Origin of the sequence: Bradyrhizobium erythrophlei, assembly GCF_900129425.1 — a bacterium.
GTDB classification, from domain to species: Bacteria; Pseudomonadota; Alphaproteobacteria; order Rhizobiales; family Xanthobacteraceae; genus Bradyrhizobium; species Bradyrhizobium erythrophlei_C.
Window position 1 is genome coordinate 1,139,381 of the sequence record NZ_LT670817.1, and the last position, 19,295, is coordinate 1,158,675.

General features: G+C 62.0%; 10 protein-coding genes. 2 read left to right on the top strand and 8 right to left on the bottom strand.

Going from position 1 to position 19,295, the window contains the following annotated elements:
* Positions 1-590 precede the first annotated feature (590 nt).
* Entirely contained in the window at positions 591-1,463 is an 873-nt protein-coding gene (locus B5527_RS05455; protein WP_079600382.1) for a Ku protein, read from the bottom strand.
* Positions 1,464-1,580: 117 nt separating this feature from the next.
* Here B5527_RS05455 and ligD point away from each other — a divergent pair, with 117 nt between their 5' ends.
* Complete coding sequence (gene ligD, locus B5527_RS05460) at positions 1,581-4,280, top strand: DNA ligase D (RefSeq protein ID WP_079607090.1); 2,700 nt, start codon at positions 1,581-1,583, stop codon at positions 4,278-4,280.
* Positions 4,281-4,441: 161 nt separating this feature from the next.
* Here the strand turns inward: ligD and B5527_RS05465 are convergent, their stop codons facing one another.
* A complete protein-coding gene (locus tag B5527_RS05465) occupies positions 4,442-4,606 on the bottom strand; it encodes a DUF3309 family protein (protein ID WP_079600383.1) in 165 nt (54 codons plus the stop codon).
* A gap of 165 nt (positions 4,607-4,771) precedes the next feature.
* On the opposite strand from B5527_RS05465, the gene B5527_RS05470 reads away from it, so the two are divergent.
* Entirely contained in the window at positions 4,772-5,083 is a 312-nt protein-coding gene (locus B5527_RS05470; protein ID WP_079600384.1) for a polyhydroxyalkanoic acid system family protein, read from the top strand.
* 113 nt (positions 5,084-5,196) lie between these two features.
* Here B5527_RS05470 and treY read toward each other — a convergent pair whose 3' ends face one another.
* Genes treY through B5527_RS05500 form a run of 6 tightly spaced genes read right to left on the bottom strand, consistent with a single transcriptional unit; the run spans position 5,197 to position 19,255 of the window.
* A complete protein-coding gene (treY, locus tag B5527_RS05475) occupies positions 5,197-8,007 on the bottom strand; it encodes a malto-oligosyltrehalose synthase (RefSeq protein ID WP_079607091.1) in 2,811 nt (936 codons plus the stop codon).
* A complete protein-coding gene (gene treZ / locus B5527_RS05480; RefSeq protein WP_079600385.1) occupies positions 8,007-9,773 on the bottom strand; it encodes a malto-oligosyltrehalose trehalohydrolase in 1,767 nt (588 codons plus the stop codon). Before treZ ends, treY begins: the two co-directional genes overlap by 1 nt.
* Positions 9,770-11,845, bottom strand: coding sequence for a glycogen debranching protein GlgX (gene glgX / locus B5527_RS05485; RefSeq protein WP_079600386.1), 2,076 nt, complete (start codon positions 11,843-11,845; stop codon positions 9,770-9,772). The genes treZ and glgX overlap by 4 nt, the downstream gene beginning before the upstream one ends.
* A 2-nt stretch (positions 11,846-11,847) precedes the next feature.
* A complete protein-coding gene (gene glgB, locus B5527_RS05490; RefSeq protein ID WP_079600387.1) occupies positions 11,848-13,995 on the bottom strand; it encodes a 1,4-alpha-glucan branching protein GlgB in 2,148 nt (715 codons plus the stop codon).
* Complete coding sequence (treS, locus tag B5527_RS05495) at positions 13,992-17,294, bottom strand: maltose alpha-D-glucosyltransferase (protein WP_079600388.1); 3,303 nt, start codon at positions 17,292-17,294, stop codon at positions 13,992-13,994. The genes glgB and treS overlap by 4 nt, the downstream gene beginning before the upstream one ends.
* A gap of 8 nt (positions 17,295-17,302) precedes the next feature.
* Complete coding sequence (locus B5527_RS05500; RefSeq protein WP_245332509.1) at positions 17,303-19,255, bottom strand: alpha-1,4-glucan--maltose-1-phosphate maltosyltransferase; 1,953 nt, start codon at positions 19,253-19,255, stop codon at positions 17,303-17,305.
* Between the last annotated feature and the right edge of the window lie 40 nt (positions 19,256-19,295).

The following is a 19,295-nucleotide window of genomic DNA, read 5'->3' on the forward strand; positions in this document are numbered from 1 at the left end:
GAATGTCGGGTGATTTCCGATGGCTCGCTGTGAATACTCGTGTGCATACTTACTACCAATAGTGCACACGAGGCTGCGGGTGCATCGGGCGCCCGGCATTCCCCACGCCCTCTGTTTTCAGGGCGGACGTTTTTGGCAAACCTCGGACGCATCGCGCCGCGAGATCGCGGTGGTGTGTCTGGCATTCGCCGTCATTGCGAGCGAAGCGAAGCAATCCACTCTTTCTTTCTTGCTTTACTATGGATTGCTTCGCTTCGCTCGCAATGACGGTCTTACAATCATTTGCGCCTTGGATGTTTGAGAAATTGAATCCGATATCGGCGGTGCAAAAAGCCGGGCGGCCTTCACCTCTCCCCTTGTGGGAGAGGCATAGGCCGCGTTCGCGGCCGTTTTTCGAAGAGAACGCCGAAGCTATGCTTCGGCTATGTCGCATCGTCAGATGCGATCCGGGTGAGGGGTTACGGACTATCGATAGACCGCAACCCCTCACCCCAACCCTCTCCCGCAAGGGGAGAGGGAGCTCACCGCCGTTGCCGGGACATAATGCGTCACTTCAGCTCGATTGGTTTAGCCTCTCGCAGACCTGTCTTTCACCCCGCCTTGCGCGCCCGCGCATTCGACCGATGTGCTTTCTTCGCCGGGCGATGCGCGGCTCGGCGGGCCGGGGCCGATCGCTTGGCCGGCGCCCTGCCTTTCAGGCTTTGCTTGAGCGCGTCCATCAGGCTGATGACGTTGTCCGGCCGCTCTTCAGGCTCGACGGCCTTGACCGGCTTGCCGGCGGCCTTGCGCCTGACCAGGGTCTTCAGCGCATCCTCGTACTGGTCCTTGAACTTACCGGGATCGAAATGCGCCGCCTTGGAATCCAGAATGTGGCTGGCGAGTTCGACCATGTCTTTCGAGATCTTCGGGTTCTTGATGTCGTCGAAATATTCGTCTTCGTCGCGCACCTCATACGGATATCGCAGCGTGATGCCGAGCAGGCCCTTGCCCAGGGGCTCGATCGCAATGATATGCTCGCGGTTGGTGAGAACGATGCGCGCCAGCGCGACGCGATCCTTATCCTTCATGGCGTCGCGGATCACGGCGAAGGCGGCGATGCCGGCCTTGCCGTCGGGCGCGATGTAATAGGGGTGATTGATGTAGCGCTTGTCGATTTCATCCCTGGGCACGAAGCCGTCGATGTCGATGGTGTGGTTGCTTTCGATCTGGACGGCTTCCAGCTCCTCCTTGTCGACCTCGACATACTCGCCCTTTTTCAACTCGTAGCCGCGGCCCTTCTGGTCGCTTTCGACCACGTCGCCGGTCTCGGCATCGACCATCTGCTGCTTCAGCCGGTTGCCGGTTTCCTTGTTGATCATGTGGAAGCGGGTTTTGTCGACGGACGTCGAGGCCGGATAGAGCAGCACCGGGCATGACACGAGGGAAAGCTTCAGGGACCCTTTCCAATAGGCGCGGACGGCCATTACAATCTCCGGCTCGTTATGGGTAAATGAATTCGGGAACTTTCAACGGCCGCCGGGGGTTTTGGTTCCGGACCGTTGCTGTCGCGCGAAGCGGCGTTTCATTCGTGGGATTTGACCGTGTCTCTTAGAAACCTTTCCACCTACCGGAAAAAACGCGATTTCGAAAAGACCGCGGAGCCGAGCGGCGAGGTGGCGGTGGCACCTTCGAAGCAGCGGCGGTTCGTGATCCAGAAGCACGACGCCACCCGGCTGCACTACGATCTCAGGCTGGAATTCGACGGCGTCTTCAAATCCTGGGCGGTCACCAAGGGGCCGTCGCTCGATCCGCACGACAAGCGGCTGGCGGTGGAGGTGGAGGATCATCCGCTCGATTACGGCGATTTCGAAGGCACCATTCCAAAGGGTCAGTATGGCGGCGGCACCGTGCAGCTGTGGGACCGTGGCACCTGGGAATCGGAATCCGGCAGCCCGGAACAGGGCTTCAAGAAGGGTGATCTGAAATTCACTCTGTACGGCGACAAGCTGCATGGCAGCTGGGTGCTGGTGCGCATGCGCCATGACCGCACCGGCGGCAAGCGCACCAACTGGCTTTTGATCAAGCATCGCGACGATTTCGCCAGGGAAGGCAAGGCCAACAACGTCCTTGATGCCGACGAATCCGTTGCTTCGGGCCGGACCATGGCCGAGATCGCCGCCGGCAAGGGCAAAGCGCCAAAGCCGTTCATGACGGCGAAGTCCGGCCTTGCCAAGCCTGACGCGGTGTGGAATTCGAACCGCGGCGATGCCGCGGAGGCGCGGGCCGAAAACAAGAAAGCCGCGTCGCGCCCTATGCCGCCGCGGGCTTCCGCAAAGGCGGCCAAGGGCAAGAAGGTCGCGGCGATGCCGGATTTCGTTGCGCCTGAACTCTGCATCTCGGTCGATCGTCCGCCTATCGGGGAGGGATGGTGCCATGAGATCAAGTTCGACGGCTACCGGGTGCAATTGCGCGTCGAGGACGGCGAGGCCACGCTGAAGACCCGCAAAGGGCTGGACTGGACCGACAAGTTCCAGGCCATCGCCAAGGAGGCAAGCGCGCTGCCGGATGCCCTGATCGACGGCGAGATCGTTGCGCTCGACCATAACGGCGCGCCGGACTTTTCAACCCTGCAGGCCGCGCTTTCCGACGGCAAGACCGACGGTCTGATCTTCTACGCCTTCGATCTGCTGTTCGCCGACAAAGAGGATATTCGCCGCGTGCCGCTCGGCGAACGCAAAGCGCGACTGAAAAAGTTGCTGGAGGCGCGCTCCAAGGCCAAAGCCCGATTGATCCGCTATGTCGAGCATTTCGAAACCGGCGGCGACGCCGTCTTGCAATCGGCGTGCAAGCTGGCGCTGGAAGGCATCGTGTCGAAAAAGCTCAGCGCGCCCTATCGTTCGGGCCGGTCGGAAAACTGGACCAAGGCCAAATGCCGCGCCGGGCATGAGGTGGTGCTGGGCGGGTGGAAAACCACCAACGGAAAATTCCGCTCGCTGATGGCGGGCGTCCATCGCGGCGATCACCTGGCCTTTGTCGGCATGGTCGGCACTGGCTTCGGGCAGGACAAGGTCAGGCGTATCATGCCGGCGCTGAAGGCGGCCGCGTCGGACAAAAGCCCGTTCGGCGGCAAGGACGCGCCGCGCAAGACCCGCGACGTGCACTGGCTCAAGCCCGAACTGGTCGCCGAGATCGAATTCGCCGGCTTTACCGACGGCGGGAATATTCGGCAGGCTGCGTTCAAGGGCCTGCGCCAGGACAAGCCGGCCGATGAGGTGAAAGCGGAAGAACCGGCCATGACAGGGATCGCCAAACCCGCTGCGAAGACCGCGGCGAAATCCGCCAAGACGAAAGCCGGCACTTCGGGCAAGACGCCTGCGAAACCGGCGGCGAATAAATCCGCCGAGGTGATGGGCGTGATTATCTCAAAGCCCGACAAGGAGCTGTGGCCCGACGCCGGTGACGGCGAGGGCGTGACAAAACTCGATCTTGCGCGCTATTTCGAGGCGGTGGGCGGCTGGATGATCGGCCATTTGAAGGGGCGGCCGTGCTCGGTGGTCCGCGCGCCCGACGGTATCGGCGGCGAGACTTTCTTTCAACGCCACGCGATGCCCGGCACCTCGAACCTGCTGGAACTGGTCAAGGTTTCCGGCGACCGCAAGCCTTATCTGCAGATCGATCGCGTCGAGGGCCTGGCGGCGGTGGCGCAGATCGGCGGCCTCGAACTGCATCCCTGGAATTGCGCGCCGGATGCGCCTGATATCCCGGGGCGGCTGGTGTTCGATCTCGACCCGGCGCCGGAGGTTGAATTTTCGGATGTCATCGAGGCCGCCAAAGACATGCGGCAACGCCTCGCCGATGTCGGCCTGGAAAGTTTCTGCAAGACCACGGGCGGCAAGGGACTCCACGTGGTGACGCCGCTGCTCTATGGCGCCAAGGACAAGATGACGTGGAAAGAAGCAAAGGCTTTCGCGCAAGGCGTTTGCCAGTGGATGGCCAATGAGGACCCCGAGCGCTATCTGCTCAACATGTCGAAGAAGCTGCGCAAGGGAAAGATCTTCCTCGATTATCTGCGCAACGACCGCATGGCGACCGCGGTCGCGGTGCTGTCGCCGCGGGCGCGCGAAGGCGCGACCGTCTCGATGCCGCTGACCTGGGCGCAGGTGCGCGGCGATCTCGATCCCAAACGCTATACGGTTCGCACCGTGCCGGCGCTGCTCGCCAGGACCAAGGCGTGGGAGGGCTATGATGACGCGGCGTCTTCGATCAAGGCCGCGATCAGGAAATTGGCGACACGCAAGTGATGCCGGTGATCATCACGAGACGGAAGCCGTCATACTCCGCGAAAGCGGAGTATCCAGTGCTCCAGAGGAGTTGCGATTTAAAATCGGCGCCGCGGAGTACTGGATCACCCGCTTGCGGGTGATGACGACATTAACTGGGACTTCTAATAAGACGCCGAAACTTACAGCCTCCCGAGCAAAAGCAGAATCAACAGAATGACGATGACCAGGCCGAGGCCACCGCCGCCGTAATATCCGGTGCCATAGAACGGACCGCCGCCGACGCCGCTGAAGCCGCCGAGCAAGGCAATAACGAGAATAATGAGAATGATAGTTCCGATAGACATGTATCGTCTCCTCCAGCCCGGCAGTGGGCACCTGCTGCTCTGCCTTCAGCCGAAAAAACAAACCGGAACCGATAAGGTTCCATTTTTGCAACCATAAATTACCGCGCCCTTCCTTTTCGATAGTGTGGAATTACATGTGCTTGGGTCAGCTTGAGGATTCCGCAAATGTCAGCACCGCTTGTCGTTTCGATTCCGCATCGCCTGGGCCGCGAGGAAGCAACGCGTCGCCTCAAGGCAGGACTGACCCGCGCCGCCTCCAGCATCCCGGTGCTGAAAGTCGACGAGGAGCGATGGGACGAGAACCGCATGATCTTTCGCGTTCGCGCGCTCGGGCAGGCGGCGTCCGGTCATCTCGACGTCGCGGACGATCACGTCCGGCTGGAAGTGACGCTGCCCTGGCTGCTGCAGCGCTTCGCGCAAGCCGCCCAGCTCGCGATCCGCAATCGTGGCCATCTGCTGCTGAGCAAGAAGGGCTGACAAGAATTCATCGATATTGCCGCGCAGCACAGAGCTGTATTGCCCTGCAACAACAACACTATGAAAAACCCGGCCGCCGCCGTCCGGACGTCGATCCCGGGTGGCCTTTGTTTTCAAGCGCGCTTCAGGCCGGGGCTGCGTTTGCGCGCGCGCCTCGCGGTACCTACGAAGCTCGCCTTCAACACCGCGGTGGGCAGATGCTGAAACAAAGCGGACAGCGGCACTTCGGTTGCACCTCTTTCGCCGCTGATGCCCGCGACGGAATAGCCTTTCAGGTTGAGCGTGCCTTCAAAAACTTCTGCGCGCGGCCAGGCCCGCCCGCCTTGCGACAATGGCGCGAAGGATTTCGCAACGGCGATGATCGCTGCGTCGCGGCCGCGGCGCCGCGCGAAGGCGATGACATGGTCGCGGTGCGGGCCGCTAACCTGCAGCGGCTCGTAATAGCCGTGCGCGAACACCTCGGCCAATTCGGTGCGAACCTTGAGCAGATCTCTGGTCCAGGCCAATTTCAAATGGCCATTGCACCAGTTCTGCGCCAGGCATTCCCAATCCGGCGTTTGCAGCGATGCCAGCACGGCGGCGCGTTCGGCAAAATCCACCGGGCGCCGGTTATCGGGATCGACCAGCGACAAATCCCAGAATTCCGTTCCCTGATAGAAGTCGGGCACGCCGGGCATGGTGGCCTTCAACGTGATCTGGCTGAGCGAATTCAGCGCCCCCAGCAGCGAGACGCGACGCGCCAGATTTTCCAGCGAATTAAGAAATTCGGCGGAGGCCGAGCGGTCCAGGATCCGCGCCAGGAACGTCCGCAGACCCGCCTCATAGGCTTCGTTGGGATTGAGCCAGCTGGTTTCCTGCTTGCCCTCGCGCGCCGCCTTCAGCGCGTAGGCCTGCAACCGCTCCAGCAACGAATCGTCCTGCCCTTCTGCGGGCCAGGCGCCAAGCAGCGCCTGATACAGCATGTATTCGAACGCCGCCGACGGTGCGCGCATCTCACCCTCGATGACGAGATGCGGCGCGTTCAGGATTTTCCACCGGGCAACCGCACTGGTCCATTCGCCGGGAATTTCGCTCAGCGCCATCAAACGCGCACGCGCGTCCTCGCCGCGCTTGGTGTCGTGCGTCGCCGTCGCCGTCATGCCGTGCGGCCACTCTTTGGCGCGAATGGTCATGGCTTCATGGAAGGCATCGATGGAAAGCGCTCTGGCTGCGGGATCGCCGCCGACCTCGTTGAGCGCCAGCAGGCGGTGGTAGCGATAGAAGGTCGTATCCTCCAGCGACTTCGCCATCATCGGTCCGGTGAACTGCTGCACCTTCATTGCGAAACGGCGCACGCGGGGCGCGCTGTGCGCAGGACCGCCTGGCTTGATCAGGTCCATGGTCAGGGTGTCGCGGAGAAAGTCGAAGATGCCCTCGTCGGCGGCGAACCAGTCTGCGCGCGCCTTTTCGATCGTCTCCGAGATCAGCGCGCGGTCGTGCTCGGTCGGACCCGCCGCGGTCAAATAGGTGCGGTAGACCGGAAAATGCAGGATATAGAGTTCGAGCGCCTGCCGCAGGCTGTCTGCGGAAAAGTCGCGGGTGGTGTAATGCCCCCCGGCGATACGCGCGAGCAGGCGCGCCAACACCGTGAACTCGCTGGTCAGCAAGGTCTCGAGCACCCTGCGCTTGGCCTGTTTCAGGACCGGCTCGAGTTTCGGCGACGTATTGCTGATCTGGCGCCACACTTCGTCGAGCGGCTCAAGGCCTTTGCCGTCGACCAGCGCCTGGGTAATGGTGTTCAGCCATTCATAGCCGGTGGTGCCGTGGACGCCCGCGAAGGAATGCAGCTTTTCGCCTTCGCCGAGAATTTTTTCGATCAACATGTAGAACGGCGTGGCGTCCGTTCCCTTCGCGTCCCGAATCAAGCGGCGCAGGCGATGAAAATATTGCGCGGGATCGCGCAGGCCGTCGATATGATCGAGCCGCAGGCCCTCCAGTTTGCCTTCCGTGATCAGTTTCCTGACCAGGCGGTGGATGGCCTCGAAAGTGCCGGCATCCTCGACCCGCAATCCGGCCAGGGTATTGACGTCGAAAAAGCGCCGGTAGTTGATGTCGCTGGAAGCCAATCGCCAATGCCCGAGCCTGTAGTGCTGGCGCTCGAGCAGATGATGCAGCGCCAGGATCTGCGCCGGGCGATCCGGTCCGGCCCGATAGGCGTCGAGCCCGCGCGCGATGATCTCGGCGCTTCCGGCGATGTCTCGCAGTTCCGTCTTGAACGCGGGCGCTTCATTGCGATTGGGATGTCGCAATCCCCTTTGGCGCGAGGCGAGGTCGAGAATGCGTTTTCCTGTCGCGCTGCCTTCAGCCCCGGCTTCTCTGACGATCGCGCGCAGGATTTCGCTGTAGCGCTCGGGTGCGATCGGCAGGCGATGTTCGAAGTACCAGGCAGAAAAACTTCCCTCATCCGCATCGTAGCGAAGTTCGATATCGCCCTTTTCCAGAGCTTCGCCGTAGGACGAACCGATGATCGGCAGCAGCACGCCGCTACGCGTCCGGTACGGCAACAGTTCCCAGTCGATGTCGAACGACACCGCGTGCGACGAGGCCGGACCCCATTCCAGCACATCGAGCCACCACGGATTGTCGGCGAAATGCACGCCGACATGGTTGGGAACGAAATCGAGGATCAGGCCCAGATCGTGCGCCTTCAGCGCGGCGCTCAATCGCTCGAAGCCGTCTTCGCCGCCGAGCTCCGGATTGAGCCTGGTGTGATCGACGATGTCGTAACCGTGGGTGCTGCCCTTGCGCGCCTTCATGAAGGGCGATGCATAGAGGTGCGTGACGCCCAGCGCCTTCAAATAGGGGACTATCGCAGCGGCGGCGTCGAAATCGAAATTGGCCGTCAGTTGCACGCGGTAGGTCGCGATCGGAATGGCCGGCGGCATCAGCGGGTGTCCAGACGCCAGAACACCGACCATGCCGGAATCGTCTCGTCCGGCGTGCCGCCCCAGATGGGAGTGCCGGCCGTTTCCCCTGACTTATGGGCGATCTCGCTGGCCGACAGGTTAGCCGATAGCCGGAGCGTCGCGCCGTCGCCCATGCGCCAACCCGCCGTCAGCAAACCATTGTCCGCCGCATGCGCGTCTCCAAAGGCCGCGCCGGCAAGCCGCGGCACGATCTTCCGCCGGCGTACTGCGAGCAGTTGCCGCACCAGCGCCAGCCGCTTTTGCCCCGCCGGTTCATTGCGCGATGGCCAGTCGAGTATCGTCGATCGAAGGGTCGCCGGATCAAGCGGATCGGGAACCTCGTCGCCATATTTTGCATAGGCGCCGGCGAACTCCTTGTGGCGGCCGTTGCGTACGGCGTCGGCGAGGTCGCCGTGGAAATCGCAGAAAAACGGAAATGGCGTCCTTGAGCCCCATTCTTCGGCCATGAACAGCATCGGAATCATCGGGGCCAATAGCGTGATCGCCAGCGCCGCTTCGACAGCTTTGGTGTCCGCCAGGCTTTCGAGCCGGTCGCCGAGCGCGCGGTTGCCGATCTGGTCGTGGTTCTGCAGGAAATTGATGAAGGCGGTGGGCGCGAGTTTGCCGCTCGGCTCGCCGCGCAATTGCCCCTTGCGATGCGCGGAGGCCTCGCCCTGATAGACAAATCCCGACGCAAGCGCACGGGCTATGTCGGCCAGCGGCGAACGCTGATAGTCGCGGTAGTAGCCGTGACTTTCCCCGGTCAGCAGCACATGCCAGGCGTGATGATAATCGTCGTTCCACTGGGCGCGGTATTTGCCCTGCGGCGGATCCTGCCCGGCATCCAGCGCGCTCGCGGCGTTGTCGTCGTTTTCGAGCACCAGATGAATGAGACGGCCGGTTTCCGCGGCAAGCTTACCCACGGCGACGCTGAGGTCATGCAGCATCGAGATTTCGCCCTGCTCGGGAATGGCGTGCACCGCATCCAGCCGCAATCCGTCGAAGCGGTATTCGTCCAGCCAGTACAGCGCATTCTCGATGGCGAAGGCGCGGACCTCGCGGACCCGGTAATCGATCGCGCTGCCCCAGGGCGTCTGCGCTTCGGTAAAGAAGCTTGGCGCGTAGCGGCCGAGGTAGTTCCCTTCGGGGCCGAAATGGTTATAGACCACGTCGAGAAAAACCATCAGCCCGCGCTGATGCGCTTCGTCGATCAGGGCCTTGAGATCGTCGGGCCGTCCATAGGCGCTGTCGGGCGCATACCACAACACGCCGTCATAGCCCCAGTTGCGCGCGCCTGCGAAATCCGCAAGCGGCATCAATTCGAGCGCGGTGATGCCGGTCTCCACCAAATGATCGAGCTTGCCGATCATGGCGCGGTAGGTGCCTTGCCGGGTGAAGCTGCCGACATGGGTCTCGATCACGGCGGCTTCCTGCCACGGGCGTCCACGCCAGTCCGTGGCGCGCCAGGGGTAGCTGGCGTGATCGATCACCTCGCTAGCGCCGGCGACGTCATCAGGCTGAAACGCGGAGGCCGGATCGGGCACGTCGATGTCGTCGTCGATCCGGAATTTGTAACGGGCCCCGGCTTTGACGCCCGGTATATCGGTCGAAAACCAGCCGTCTTCGCCGCGCCGCAGCGGATGAGGCTGGTCCAGCAGCAGGTCGACCCGTCTGGCCGCCGGCGCCCAAAGCCGGAATGACGTGCCGTCGGATGTCAGCCTTGCTCCGAATTGCCGCTCATTCATGCCGAACCCGCAAAGGCAAGGACCGAACGGGGAGGCGCCTTTGCCCCGCTTCCCGATGCGAAGTCCGTGACCCCTGGTTTAACGTCGGCGGTGTTCAATAGTTGCTGCCAGCTCTTGTATTCCGGCATCTGCGGCAGTTTGAACGCGATCTCTTCCGGCGCGGCGTTCAGCACGATGAAAATCGGCGCCTTCCCATGCTCGATCGGCCCCAGCACGTAAGAGAGAAACCGGCCTTCCGGAAAATTCCAGTCCTCTTCCTTCATTTCGGCGGCCGCCGGGGTCAGCCACAGCACGCCGTAGGATCCGTCCGCACGCCGCCCGTCGAGCCAGCGACGTGAACGGATTTGCGGGAAGCGCTTCCTTAGCTCGGTCATGTGGCCGACGAAATCGGTGAGGTCATCGCCTTCGCGGCCGAGGTTCTCCCAGCCGATCCAGCCGATCTCGTTATCCTGGCAATACGCATTGTTGTTGCCGTTCTGGGTGTTGCCGACTTCATCGCCGGCCAGAATCAGCGGCAGGCCCTGCGCCAGCAACAAGCACGCGAGCTGGTTTTTTCGAAGCTGGCGGCGCAATGCGACAATGGCCGGATCGTCGGTTGGGCCTTCATGGCCGCAATTGTTGCTCTGGTTGTCGCTGGAGCCGTCGCGATTGTCTTCGCCGTTAGCTTCATTGTGTTTCTCGTTGTAGCTGAACAAATCCTGTAGAGTGAAGCCGTCATGCACGGTGACATGATTGATGCCGGCGCGGGGCGTGCGGCCATCGTGATGATAGACGTCGGACGAGCCGGTCATGCGGCTCGAGACTTCGCCGATGAGGCTGCCTTCGCCGCCCCAGTAGCGCCGCATCGCGCTGCGATACTTGTCGTTCCATTCCGACCACTGCGAGGGAAACGCACCGACCTGATAGCCGCCGAGTCCGAGGTCCCAGGGTTCGGCGACGAGCTTCACCGATGACAGCACCGGGTCTTGCCGGATCGCGGTGAGGAATGCGGTGTTGCGGTCGAATCCGTTCGGCCCGCGCGCCAGCGTGGTGGCGAGATCGAAGCGGAAGCCGTCGACGTGGCAGACCTCGACCCAGTAGCGCAGCGAATCCATCACCATCTGCAGCACGCGCGGATGGGTGAGATTGACCGAACTGCCGCAGCCGGTGAAATCATCGTAATATCGCGGATTATCCGGCTTCAGCCAGTAATAGGAGGCGTTGTCGATGCCGCGGAACGACAGCGTCGGGCCCATATGGTTGCCCTCGGCGGTGTGGTTGTAGACGACGTCGAGCATCACCTCGATGCCGGCGTCGTGCAGCCGTGCCACCGTGGTGCGGAAGGCGTCGAGCGGGTTGTCCTGCGAGTAGCGCGGCTCCGGCGCGAAAAACGACAGCGTGTTGTAGCCCCAGTAGTTCACCAGCTTCTTTTCGACCAGTATCCTGTCGTCGACGAGGCCGTGGATCGGCAACAGCTCGATGGTGGTGACGCCAAGGCGCTTGAGATGACCGATCATCGCCGGCGATGACAGCCCGCCATAGGTGCCGCGCAGGTTCGGAGGGACGTCGTCGCGCTTCTGCGTCAGGCCTTTGACGTGAGCCTCATAGATGATGGTGTCTTCCCAGGAAATGTTGGGACGCATTTCGCGACGACCCCAATTGAATGTTTCGTCGACGACGACGGCCTTCGGCATGCCGCGGGCATTGTCACGCCGGTCGAACGAAAGATCTTCACGCGGGCTTCCGGTGCGATACGCGAAATGCGCATCGCTCCATACCAGCCGTCCGGCCACCCGCCTGGCATAGGGATCGAGCAGCAGCTTGTTGGCGTTGAAGCGGTGACCGTGTTCGGGCTCATAGGGGCCATGAACGCGGTAACCATAGAGCTGTCCCGGCGAAACGTCGTTGAGGTAACCGTGCCAGACATCTTCGGTGCGCTCCGGCAGCTCGATGCGTTCGAGTTCGCGGCGGCCCTGGCCGTCGAACAGACATAGCTCGACCTTTTGTGCATTGGCGGAGAACAACGCAAAGTTGGTCCCCCGACCGTCCCAGCTTGCACCGAGGCGCGAGAACGTTCCGGCCGACAGTCGCATGTTCAGCTTTCCGGTACGAGAAATATAGCGGCCAAAGGCGGGATGGTGAGACTGAGCTCGGGCACCAGGCCATCCAACGTTCGGACTTCGCCGACGTTCCCGACATTGCTGCCGCCGTAATGCGCGGAGTCAGAGTTGAGAACTTCGTGCCACTTGCCGGCGAACGGCACGCGGACGCGGTATTCGCGATATACATTTGGAGAAAAATTGATCACGACGAGACAGCGCGCGCGCGCTTCGTTGCCCTTGCGAATCCAGGCGAACACGTTGCCGCCGGCGTCGTCGGTTATGATCCATTCGAAACCGGATTGATCGCAATCCAGCTCGTGCAGCGCCGGCAGCGCGCGATAGAGTCCGTTCAGATCGCGGATCAGGGACTGGATGCCGGCGTGCTTCTTTTCATCGAGCAGATGCCAATCAAGCCCGTGATCATGGCTCCATTCGCGTTCCTGGGCGAATTCGCAGCCCATGAACATCAGCTTCTTGCCGGGATGTCCGAACATGAAGGCGTAATAGGCGCGCAGATTGGCAAAGCGCTGCCAGTCGTCGCCCGGCATCCGCCCGATGATCGAGCGCTTGCCGTGGACGACTTCGTCGTGCGACAGCGGCAGGATGAAATTTTCCGAAAACGCGTAGTGCAGGCCGAACAGGATGTCGCCGTGATGATGCTTGCGGTGGATCGGATCCTTGCTGATGTAATTCAGCGTGTCATGCATCCAGCCCATATTCCATTTGTAGCCAAAGCCCAGTCCGCCATATTCGACCGGCTGTGACACTTGCGGCCATGCGGTCGATTCTTCCGCCGCCGTGGTGGCTTGCGGAAAACGGGCGAACACTTCGGTATTGAAGCGGCGCAGGAAATCGATGGCTTCGAGATTTTCGCGACCGCCATATTTGTTCGGAATCCAGCCGCCCGCGGGCCGGCTGTAGTCCAGATAGAGCATCGACGCCACCGCATCGACGCGCAGGCCATCGATGGCATAACGTTCCAGCCAGAACAGCGCGTTCGATACCAGGAAGTTCACGATTTCAGTGCGACCGTAATTATAAATCAGTGTGCCCCAGTCCATGTGGCGGCCCTGCAGCGGGTTGGCGTGCTCATAAAGCGCGGTGCCGTCGAAATGGCCGAGGCCGTGCGGATCGTCGGGGAAATGTCCGGGCACCCAGTCCAGCAACACGCCAAGACCTTCGTGATGACAGGCGTCAACCAAAGCGGAAAAATCCTCGGGCCTGCCGAACCGGCTGGTCGGCGCGTACAGGCCGGTCGGCTGATAGCCCCAGGAGCCGTCGAACGGATGTTCGCTGACGGGCAGAAATTCGACATGGGTAAAGCCGAGATCGCGGGCATAACGGGGAAGCTGCTCGGCGAGCTCACGATAGGTCAGCCATTCGTTGTTGTTCTTGCGCCGCCACGAGCCGAGATGGACCTCGTAGATTGACATCGGCGCGCTTAGCGCATTCACCCTCTCCGGTGCCGGGCGCGGATGCGGCAGCTTGGTCTCGTCGAAAACAATGGACGCGGTGCTCGGGCGCACTTCCGCGGCAAATGCCATCGGATCCGACTTCAGCGGCAAATGTTGGCCCTGCGGGCCGATGATATCGAATTTATAATGATCGCCCGCGGCCGCGTGCGGCACGAACAGCTCCCAATAGCCGACGCCGCGCACGCGCATCGGATGCCGCCGCGGGTTCCAGAAATTGAAATCGCCGACCACGCTGACTCGCCGCGCGTTGGGGGCCAACACCACGAACGCTACGCCATCGACGCCATCCAGCGTCATCGGATGCGCGCCAAGCTTGTCGTAAAGCCGCTGATGGGTACCCTCGCCCAGCAGATACAAATCGAAGTCTGTCAGCACCGGTGGAAAGCGGTAGGGGTCGTCGAGATCGACCACGTTCTCGCCGAAGCGGGCGCGCAGCTGGTAGCGCTTGGACCCGTTCGGAAGCGTCCCGGCGAACAGCCCGGCGTCGTGAATCCGCGCCAGCACCGCGGTTTCGCCATGCTCCCCGACGGCCTCGACGTTCGACGCCTCCGGTAAGAACGCGCGGACCACGGTTTTGCCGCCCTCGGTATGAACGCCGAGATAACGAAAGGGATCGGAGTGGCGGCCTTCGACAATCGCATAGGCCTCCGCGGACAGTTTGGTCATGAGGCCTCGTTGCTATGCTGGGACAATATTCGAAGCATCCCGGTCAGCGGGACGCGCAGCCATTCAGGCCTGTGGGCCAATTCGTATTCGATCTCGTAAAACACTTTTTCAAGCAGAAAGAAATTCAGCATCTGCTCGGCGGCCGCCTTATCGGCCGGCCACAGAGGTTGATTTGCCATGATCTCGCGATAGGCGGCAAGAAACGCCGCGGCCGAGCGCTCGCGCCACTCCGCAAGTGCCGCGCCGAGCTTGCCGTGCTCGTCGGGCGCCACCTTGAGCGCGCGCTCCATGGCGGAGGTCGCCGAATAATCGATCGAACGGATCAGGCCCGCGACATCGCGCGCGGCAGGCGCCTTCTGCCGCCGTTCGGCCTGGGTACGGCGCGGCTCGCCCTCGAAATCGATGATGAAGATATCGTCCTTGACGATCAATATCTGACCGAGATGGAAGTCGCCGTGGTGACGGATGTTGAGGCCGTCGATGGTTCCCGGAATCAGCGCGCGGAGGCGGTCATGCAAGGTGTCGCGCTGCGCCAGCGCTTGATCGATCAGCGGACGATCGGCTTCCCTGACCGTATCGCGCCGCTGCCTCAATACCTCGAAGACGCGTTCGGCGCGGGCCACCACATCGTCGATCCAGCGCTGCACGTCCTCCGATCGGGTCGGTTCCGGCACAAAATCGGCAAACTCGGTGCTGCTGGCGAGCGCGAGGTGCATCTCGGCGACGCGTCTTCCGATCTGCGACATGTAGCGCAGATACGGGGTCTGCCCCTCGCTTTCGCTGGGGTGTTCACTGGCCGCCAGCAGGCGCTGTTCTTCGACGAAGCGATCGAGATAGGCCGAGGTTACGGTCCAGGCGTCGCCCTGATTTTCGACGAAGGTATGGACGATCGCAATCGCGCTTGTGCTATTGCCCTCGGTCAATTCCACGCTGCCGAGCAGGGCGGGTGTATTGGCAAAGCCCGCGACTTCGGTCAGGAACCGACCGACTTCGATCTCGGGATTGATACCGGATTCGAGCTTGCGATAAACCTTGACCACATATTTATTGTCGACCAGCGCGGTACTGTTGGACTGTTCGGTTTCGACCGCACGGACATGCTCGGGCGGCTGGATCGGCTTGTCCGAAAACCGGCTGGTCGGCCTGAATTCCAGGCGCAGCCCGTTTTCTTCCAGGGTCAGGGATTCGCGCAGATTGCGCAGCAAAAGCGCGATGAAGATATGGTCGGTGGCAACGTCGAGCAGCGTTCCTTCCCGCGCGCCCTGACGCACCGCCGCCAGCGCACGTGGATTATAGCGCTCGCGATCGAATCGCATCCATTCGATCTGCATCGGCAATACATAGCGCGTCGTCAAGCCACGCTGGGTCGTTTCGAAGAAGGCGAGCCAGGGGCGGTTGTCGCCGATATCGCAGAACGGAATCGCGGAAATCAGGGTCGGTTGAACCGCTTTCGCCGAACGCTCCGGGTACCAGCGGGTTCGCGCCAGATGTCCGGGCAGTACGTCGCGTTCGAAGACGCCGCGGGTGCGCGCCAGCGACACCCAGGTGGCGCCGAGCGGTACCACGAGGGTTTCGAATTCGGGAACCAGCGTCGGCGAGGTGTGCTCCGACTTGTCGCGCTCCTGGAGCTGAAACCAGTAAAACCCGTAGGGCGCCAGCGTGATCATGTAGGGCAATTCGCCGATCGGCGGAAAGCGGGTGCGGCCGAGCATTTCCAGCGGGACGCGTTCTTTCCAGGCCGAGAGATCGAGTTCGGTGGCTTGCGCGGAGCGCGACAGATTGGCGACGCAGAGGATCACCTCGTCGCCGTATTGCCTGACATAGGCGAGCACCGCGCGATTGACCGGGCGGATGAAGGCTATGGTGCCGCGACCGAACGCCAGGGTGGATTTGCGCACCGAGATCAGCCGCTTGGTTGCGCTCAGCAGCGAAGACAGGCTGCGCGACTGCGCCTCGACATTGACCGCCTCGTAGCCATAGACCGGATCCATGATGGTCGGCGCGTAAAGCCGCGCCGGATCGGCGCGCGAGAAACCGCCGTTGCGGTCCGGCGACCATTGCATCGGCGTGCGAACGCCGTTGCGGTCGCCGAGATAGATATTGTCGCCCATGCCGATTTCGTCGCCGTAATAGATGATCGGCGTGCCCGGAAACGACAGCAGCAGCGAGTTCATTAGCTCGATCTTGCGGCGGTCGTTGTCCATCAGGGGCGCCAGCCGGCGGCGAATGCCGACATTGATGCGCGCGCGCGGGTCGTTGGCGTAGGTCGACCACAGATAGTCGCGCTCGACGTCGGTGACCATTTCGAGCGTCAGCTCGTCGTGGTTGCGCAGGAACAGCGCCCACTGGCAATTGCCCGGAATATCCGGGGTCTGGCGCAGGATGTCGGTGATCGGAAAGCGATCTTCCTGGGCGATCGCCATGTAGATCCGCGGCATCAGCGGAAAATGATAGGCCATGTGGCATTCGTCGCCGCTGCCGAAATATTCCTGCACATCCTCCGGCCATTGATTGGCTTCCGCCAGCAGCACCTTGCCCTTGGCGTAAGCGTCGAGTTCCCGGCGCAGCCTCTTGATGATGGCGTGGGTCTCGGGGAGATTCTCGTTGTTGGTGCCGTCGCGCTCGCACAGATAGGGGATGGCATCGAGCCGGAACCCGTCGACGCCGGTGTCGAGCCAGCGCTTCATGACCTGCACTAGCGCGCTGACCACGCGCGGATTGTCGAAATTGAGATCCGGCTGGTGCGAGAAGAAGCGGTGCCAGTAGAATTGCCCGGCTTCCGGATCCCAGGTCCAGTTCGATTTCTCGGTGTCGGTGAAGATGATCCGCGTACCCTGATATTTCTGATCGGTGTCGCTCCACACATACCAGTTGCGCGCGCTGGATTTGGGATCGCTGCGGCGGGCGCGCTTGAACCAGTCGTGCTGGTCGGAGGTGTGATTGATGACGAGTTCGGTAATGACGCGCAGACCGCGCCGCTTGGCCTCGACGATGAAGCGCTTGAAATCCTTCATGTTGCCGAAATCAGGATTGATGGCGCCGTAGTCGGCGATGTCGTAGCCGTCGTCACGGCCGGGCGACGGATAGAACGGCAACAGCCACAGCGCGGTGACGCCGAGGTCCTGCAGATAGCCGAGCTTCTCGGTCAGGCCCGCGAAATCGCCGATGCCGTCGTTGTTGCTGTCGGCAAAAGCCTTGACGTGAAGCTGATAGATGATGGCATCCTTGTACCAAAGCTCGTCGCCGTCGAGGTCGGTGACGGGCAGTTCGGTTGCATCGATGGATGACAGCAGGTTCATGGCGCCACTCACGCCAGACAGCGAAACAGCAAAGCGGGATCGCGCACCGGATCGATGCGCAGACGGATGCCGCCCCACTCGACCGGGTAGCGTTCACCGGTGATCAGGTTCTCGACCGCGGCGACGTTGCGGCGGTCGCCGGGCATGCCGACCTGGACATCGCCGAGCGGAAACCAGAATTCGTGCACGTCATGCGACAGGGCAATGGCGACGACGACGCTGTTGGTTTGATTGACCGACTCCTTGACGAAGCCGATGACGTTGCCGTCATCGATCGGAATAAAACGAAGGTTGCTGGTCTGCTGCAACGCCGCGTTTTCCCGGCGGACCCGATTGAGGTCATGGATGTAGGGCTTGATATTGCCCGATTTGTCCCAGTCCCGCACCTTGATCTCGTATTTTTCGGAATCGGCATATTCCTCGCGGCCGGGAATCGGATCGTGCTCCAATAACTCGAAACCGTTGTAGATGCCGTAGGTGGCCGACAGCGTCGCGGCCAGCGCGACGCGCGACTTGAACATCCAGGTCTCGCCGCCTTGCAGATGATAGGGCAGGATGTCAGGGGTGTTGGCGAAGAAATTCGGACGATAGTAATCGCGCTCCGGATAGCCCGTCAGCTCGCTCAGATACTGCTCCAGCTCCCACTTCTGGGTCCGCCATGTGAAATAGGTGTAGGACTGGGTGAAGCCGAGCTTTGCCAGGCCCTTCATCAGTTTCGGCCGCGTGAAGGCTTCCGCGAGGAAGATCACGTCGGGGTGGCGAAGCTGAATTTCGCGGATCAGCCATTCCCAAAATCTAAACGGCTTGGTGTGGGGGTTGTCGACCCGGAAAATCTTCACCCCCTGGTCGATCCAGAACAGCACCACATCGCGCAGGGCATTCCACAGCGCGCCGGCGTCTTCCGACGAAAAATCGGGGTTGACGATGTCCTCATATTTCTTGGGCGGGTTTTCCGCGTAGCGCATCGAGCCGTCCGGCCGCCGCCTGAACCATTCCGGATGGTCCTTGAGCCAGGGATGGTCGGGCGAACACTGAATGGCGAAGTCGAGCGCGACTTCGATGGCGAGCAACTCGCATGCCCCGACAAAACTGCGGAAATCCTCGATCGTGCCGAGTTCAGGATGCACCGCGTCGTGGCCGCCTTCGGCCGAGCCAATGGCGTACGGGCTTCCGGGGTCGCCTTCCCCTGCCGATACCGCGTTGTTGCGCCCTTTGCGGTTGGTATGCCCGATGGGGTGAATAGGCGTGAGATAGACCACGTCGAAGCCCATCGCCGCGATGTCAGGCAGGCGCGCGATAGCGTCCTTGAAGGTGCCGTGCTGGCCCGGCGTCTTGCCCTGGCTTCGTGGTACCATCTCGTACCACGCGCCGGCCCGCGCCCGCGGCCGGTCGATCATCAAGGGAAACAATTGCGATCGCGTCAGATCGGGCCGCAACTGGCTTTCGGCCATGGCGTCCTTCAATTCGTCGGTCAGCAGGGGCGCAGCCTCGCCGGTCTGCAGATATTCCTCGCATTGCCTCAGGATTACGGCAGCGGCGGCCGGGCCGCCGGCCTGCGCCTTGGTCAGCATGCCTGCGCCCTCGATGGCGTCGAGGGTAACGTCGTTTCCGGCTTTTTGCTTGAGTTCGAATCCGCGCCGCCAGGTCGCGAATTCGTCGGTCCAGGCCTCGATCGCATAGACGTAGCGTCCGGGCTGATCCGGGACGAACGATCCGCCCCAGCGGTCATTGCTGGAATGGGTCATCGGCGTGCGGTGCCATTCCCGGTCGCGCTCGCGGCGCCAGACCAGCGCCGCAGTCACGATATCATGGCCGTCGCGATAAATGTCCGCCCAGACCTCAATGCGCTCGCCGACGATGCGCTTGACCGGAAAACGGCCACCGTCGATCAGCGGATAAACGTCTTCAATGTGGAAAGCGCCTGCTGCGGTGCTCGCGACAGTTTGAGTTGTTTTGTTCACGGTGATGCCATTGACATGGGAATGACGTCCCGTTCCGATT

Coding starts and splice junctions, on each gene's coding strand:
- B5527_RS05455 (WP_079600382.1), bottom strand. CDS start 1,463: ATGGCCGTCCGCGCCTATTGGAAAGGGTCCCTGAAGCTTTCCCTCGTG.
- B5527_RS05470 (WP_079600384.1), top strand. CDS start 4,772: ATGTCAGCACCGCTTGTCGTTTCGATTCCGCATCGCCTGGGCCGCGAG.
- glgX (WP_079600386.1), bottom strand. CDS start 11,845: ATGCGACTGTCGGCCGGAACGTTCTCGCGCCTCGGTGCAAGCTGGGAC.
- treY (WP_079607091.1), bottom strand. CDS start 8,007: ATGCCGCCGGCCATTCCGATCGCGACCTACCGCGTGCAACTGACGGCC.
- treZ (WP_079600385.1), bottom strand. CDS start 9,773: ATGAATGAGCGGCAATTCGGAGCAAGGCTGACATCCGACGGCACGTCA.
- glgB (WP_079600387.1), bottom strand. CDS start 13,995: ATGACCAAACTGTCCGCGGAGGCCTATGCGATTGTCGAAGGCCGCCAC.
- B5527_RS05465 (WP_079600383.1), bottom strand. CDS start 4,606: ATGTCTATCGGAACTATCATTCTCATTATTCTCGTTATTGCCTTGCTC.
- treS (WP_079600388.1), bottom strand. CDS start 17,294: ATGAACCTGCTGTCATCCATCGATGCAACCGAACTGCCCGTCACCGAC.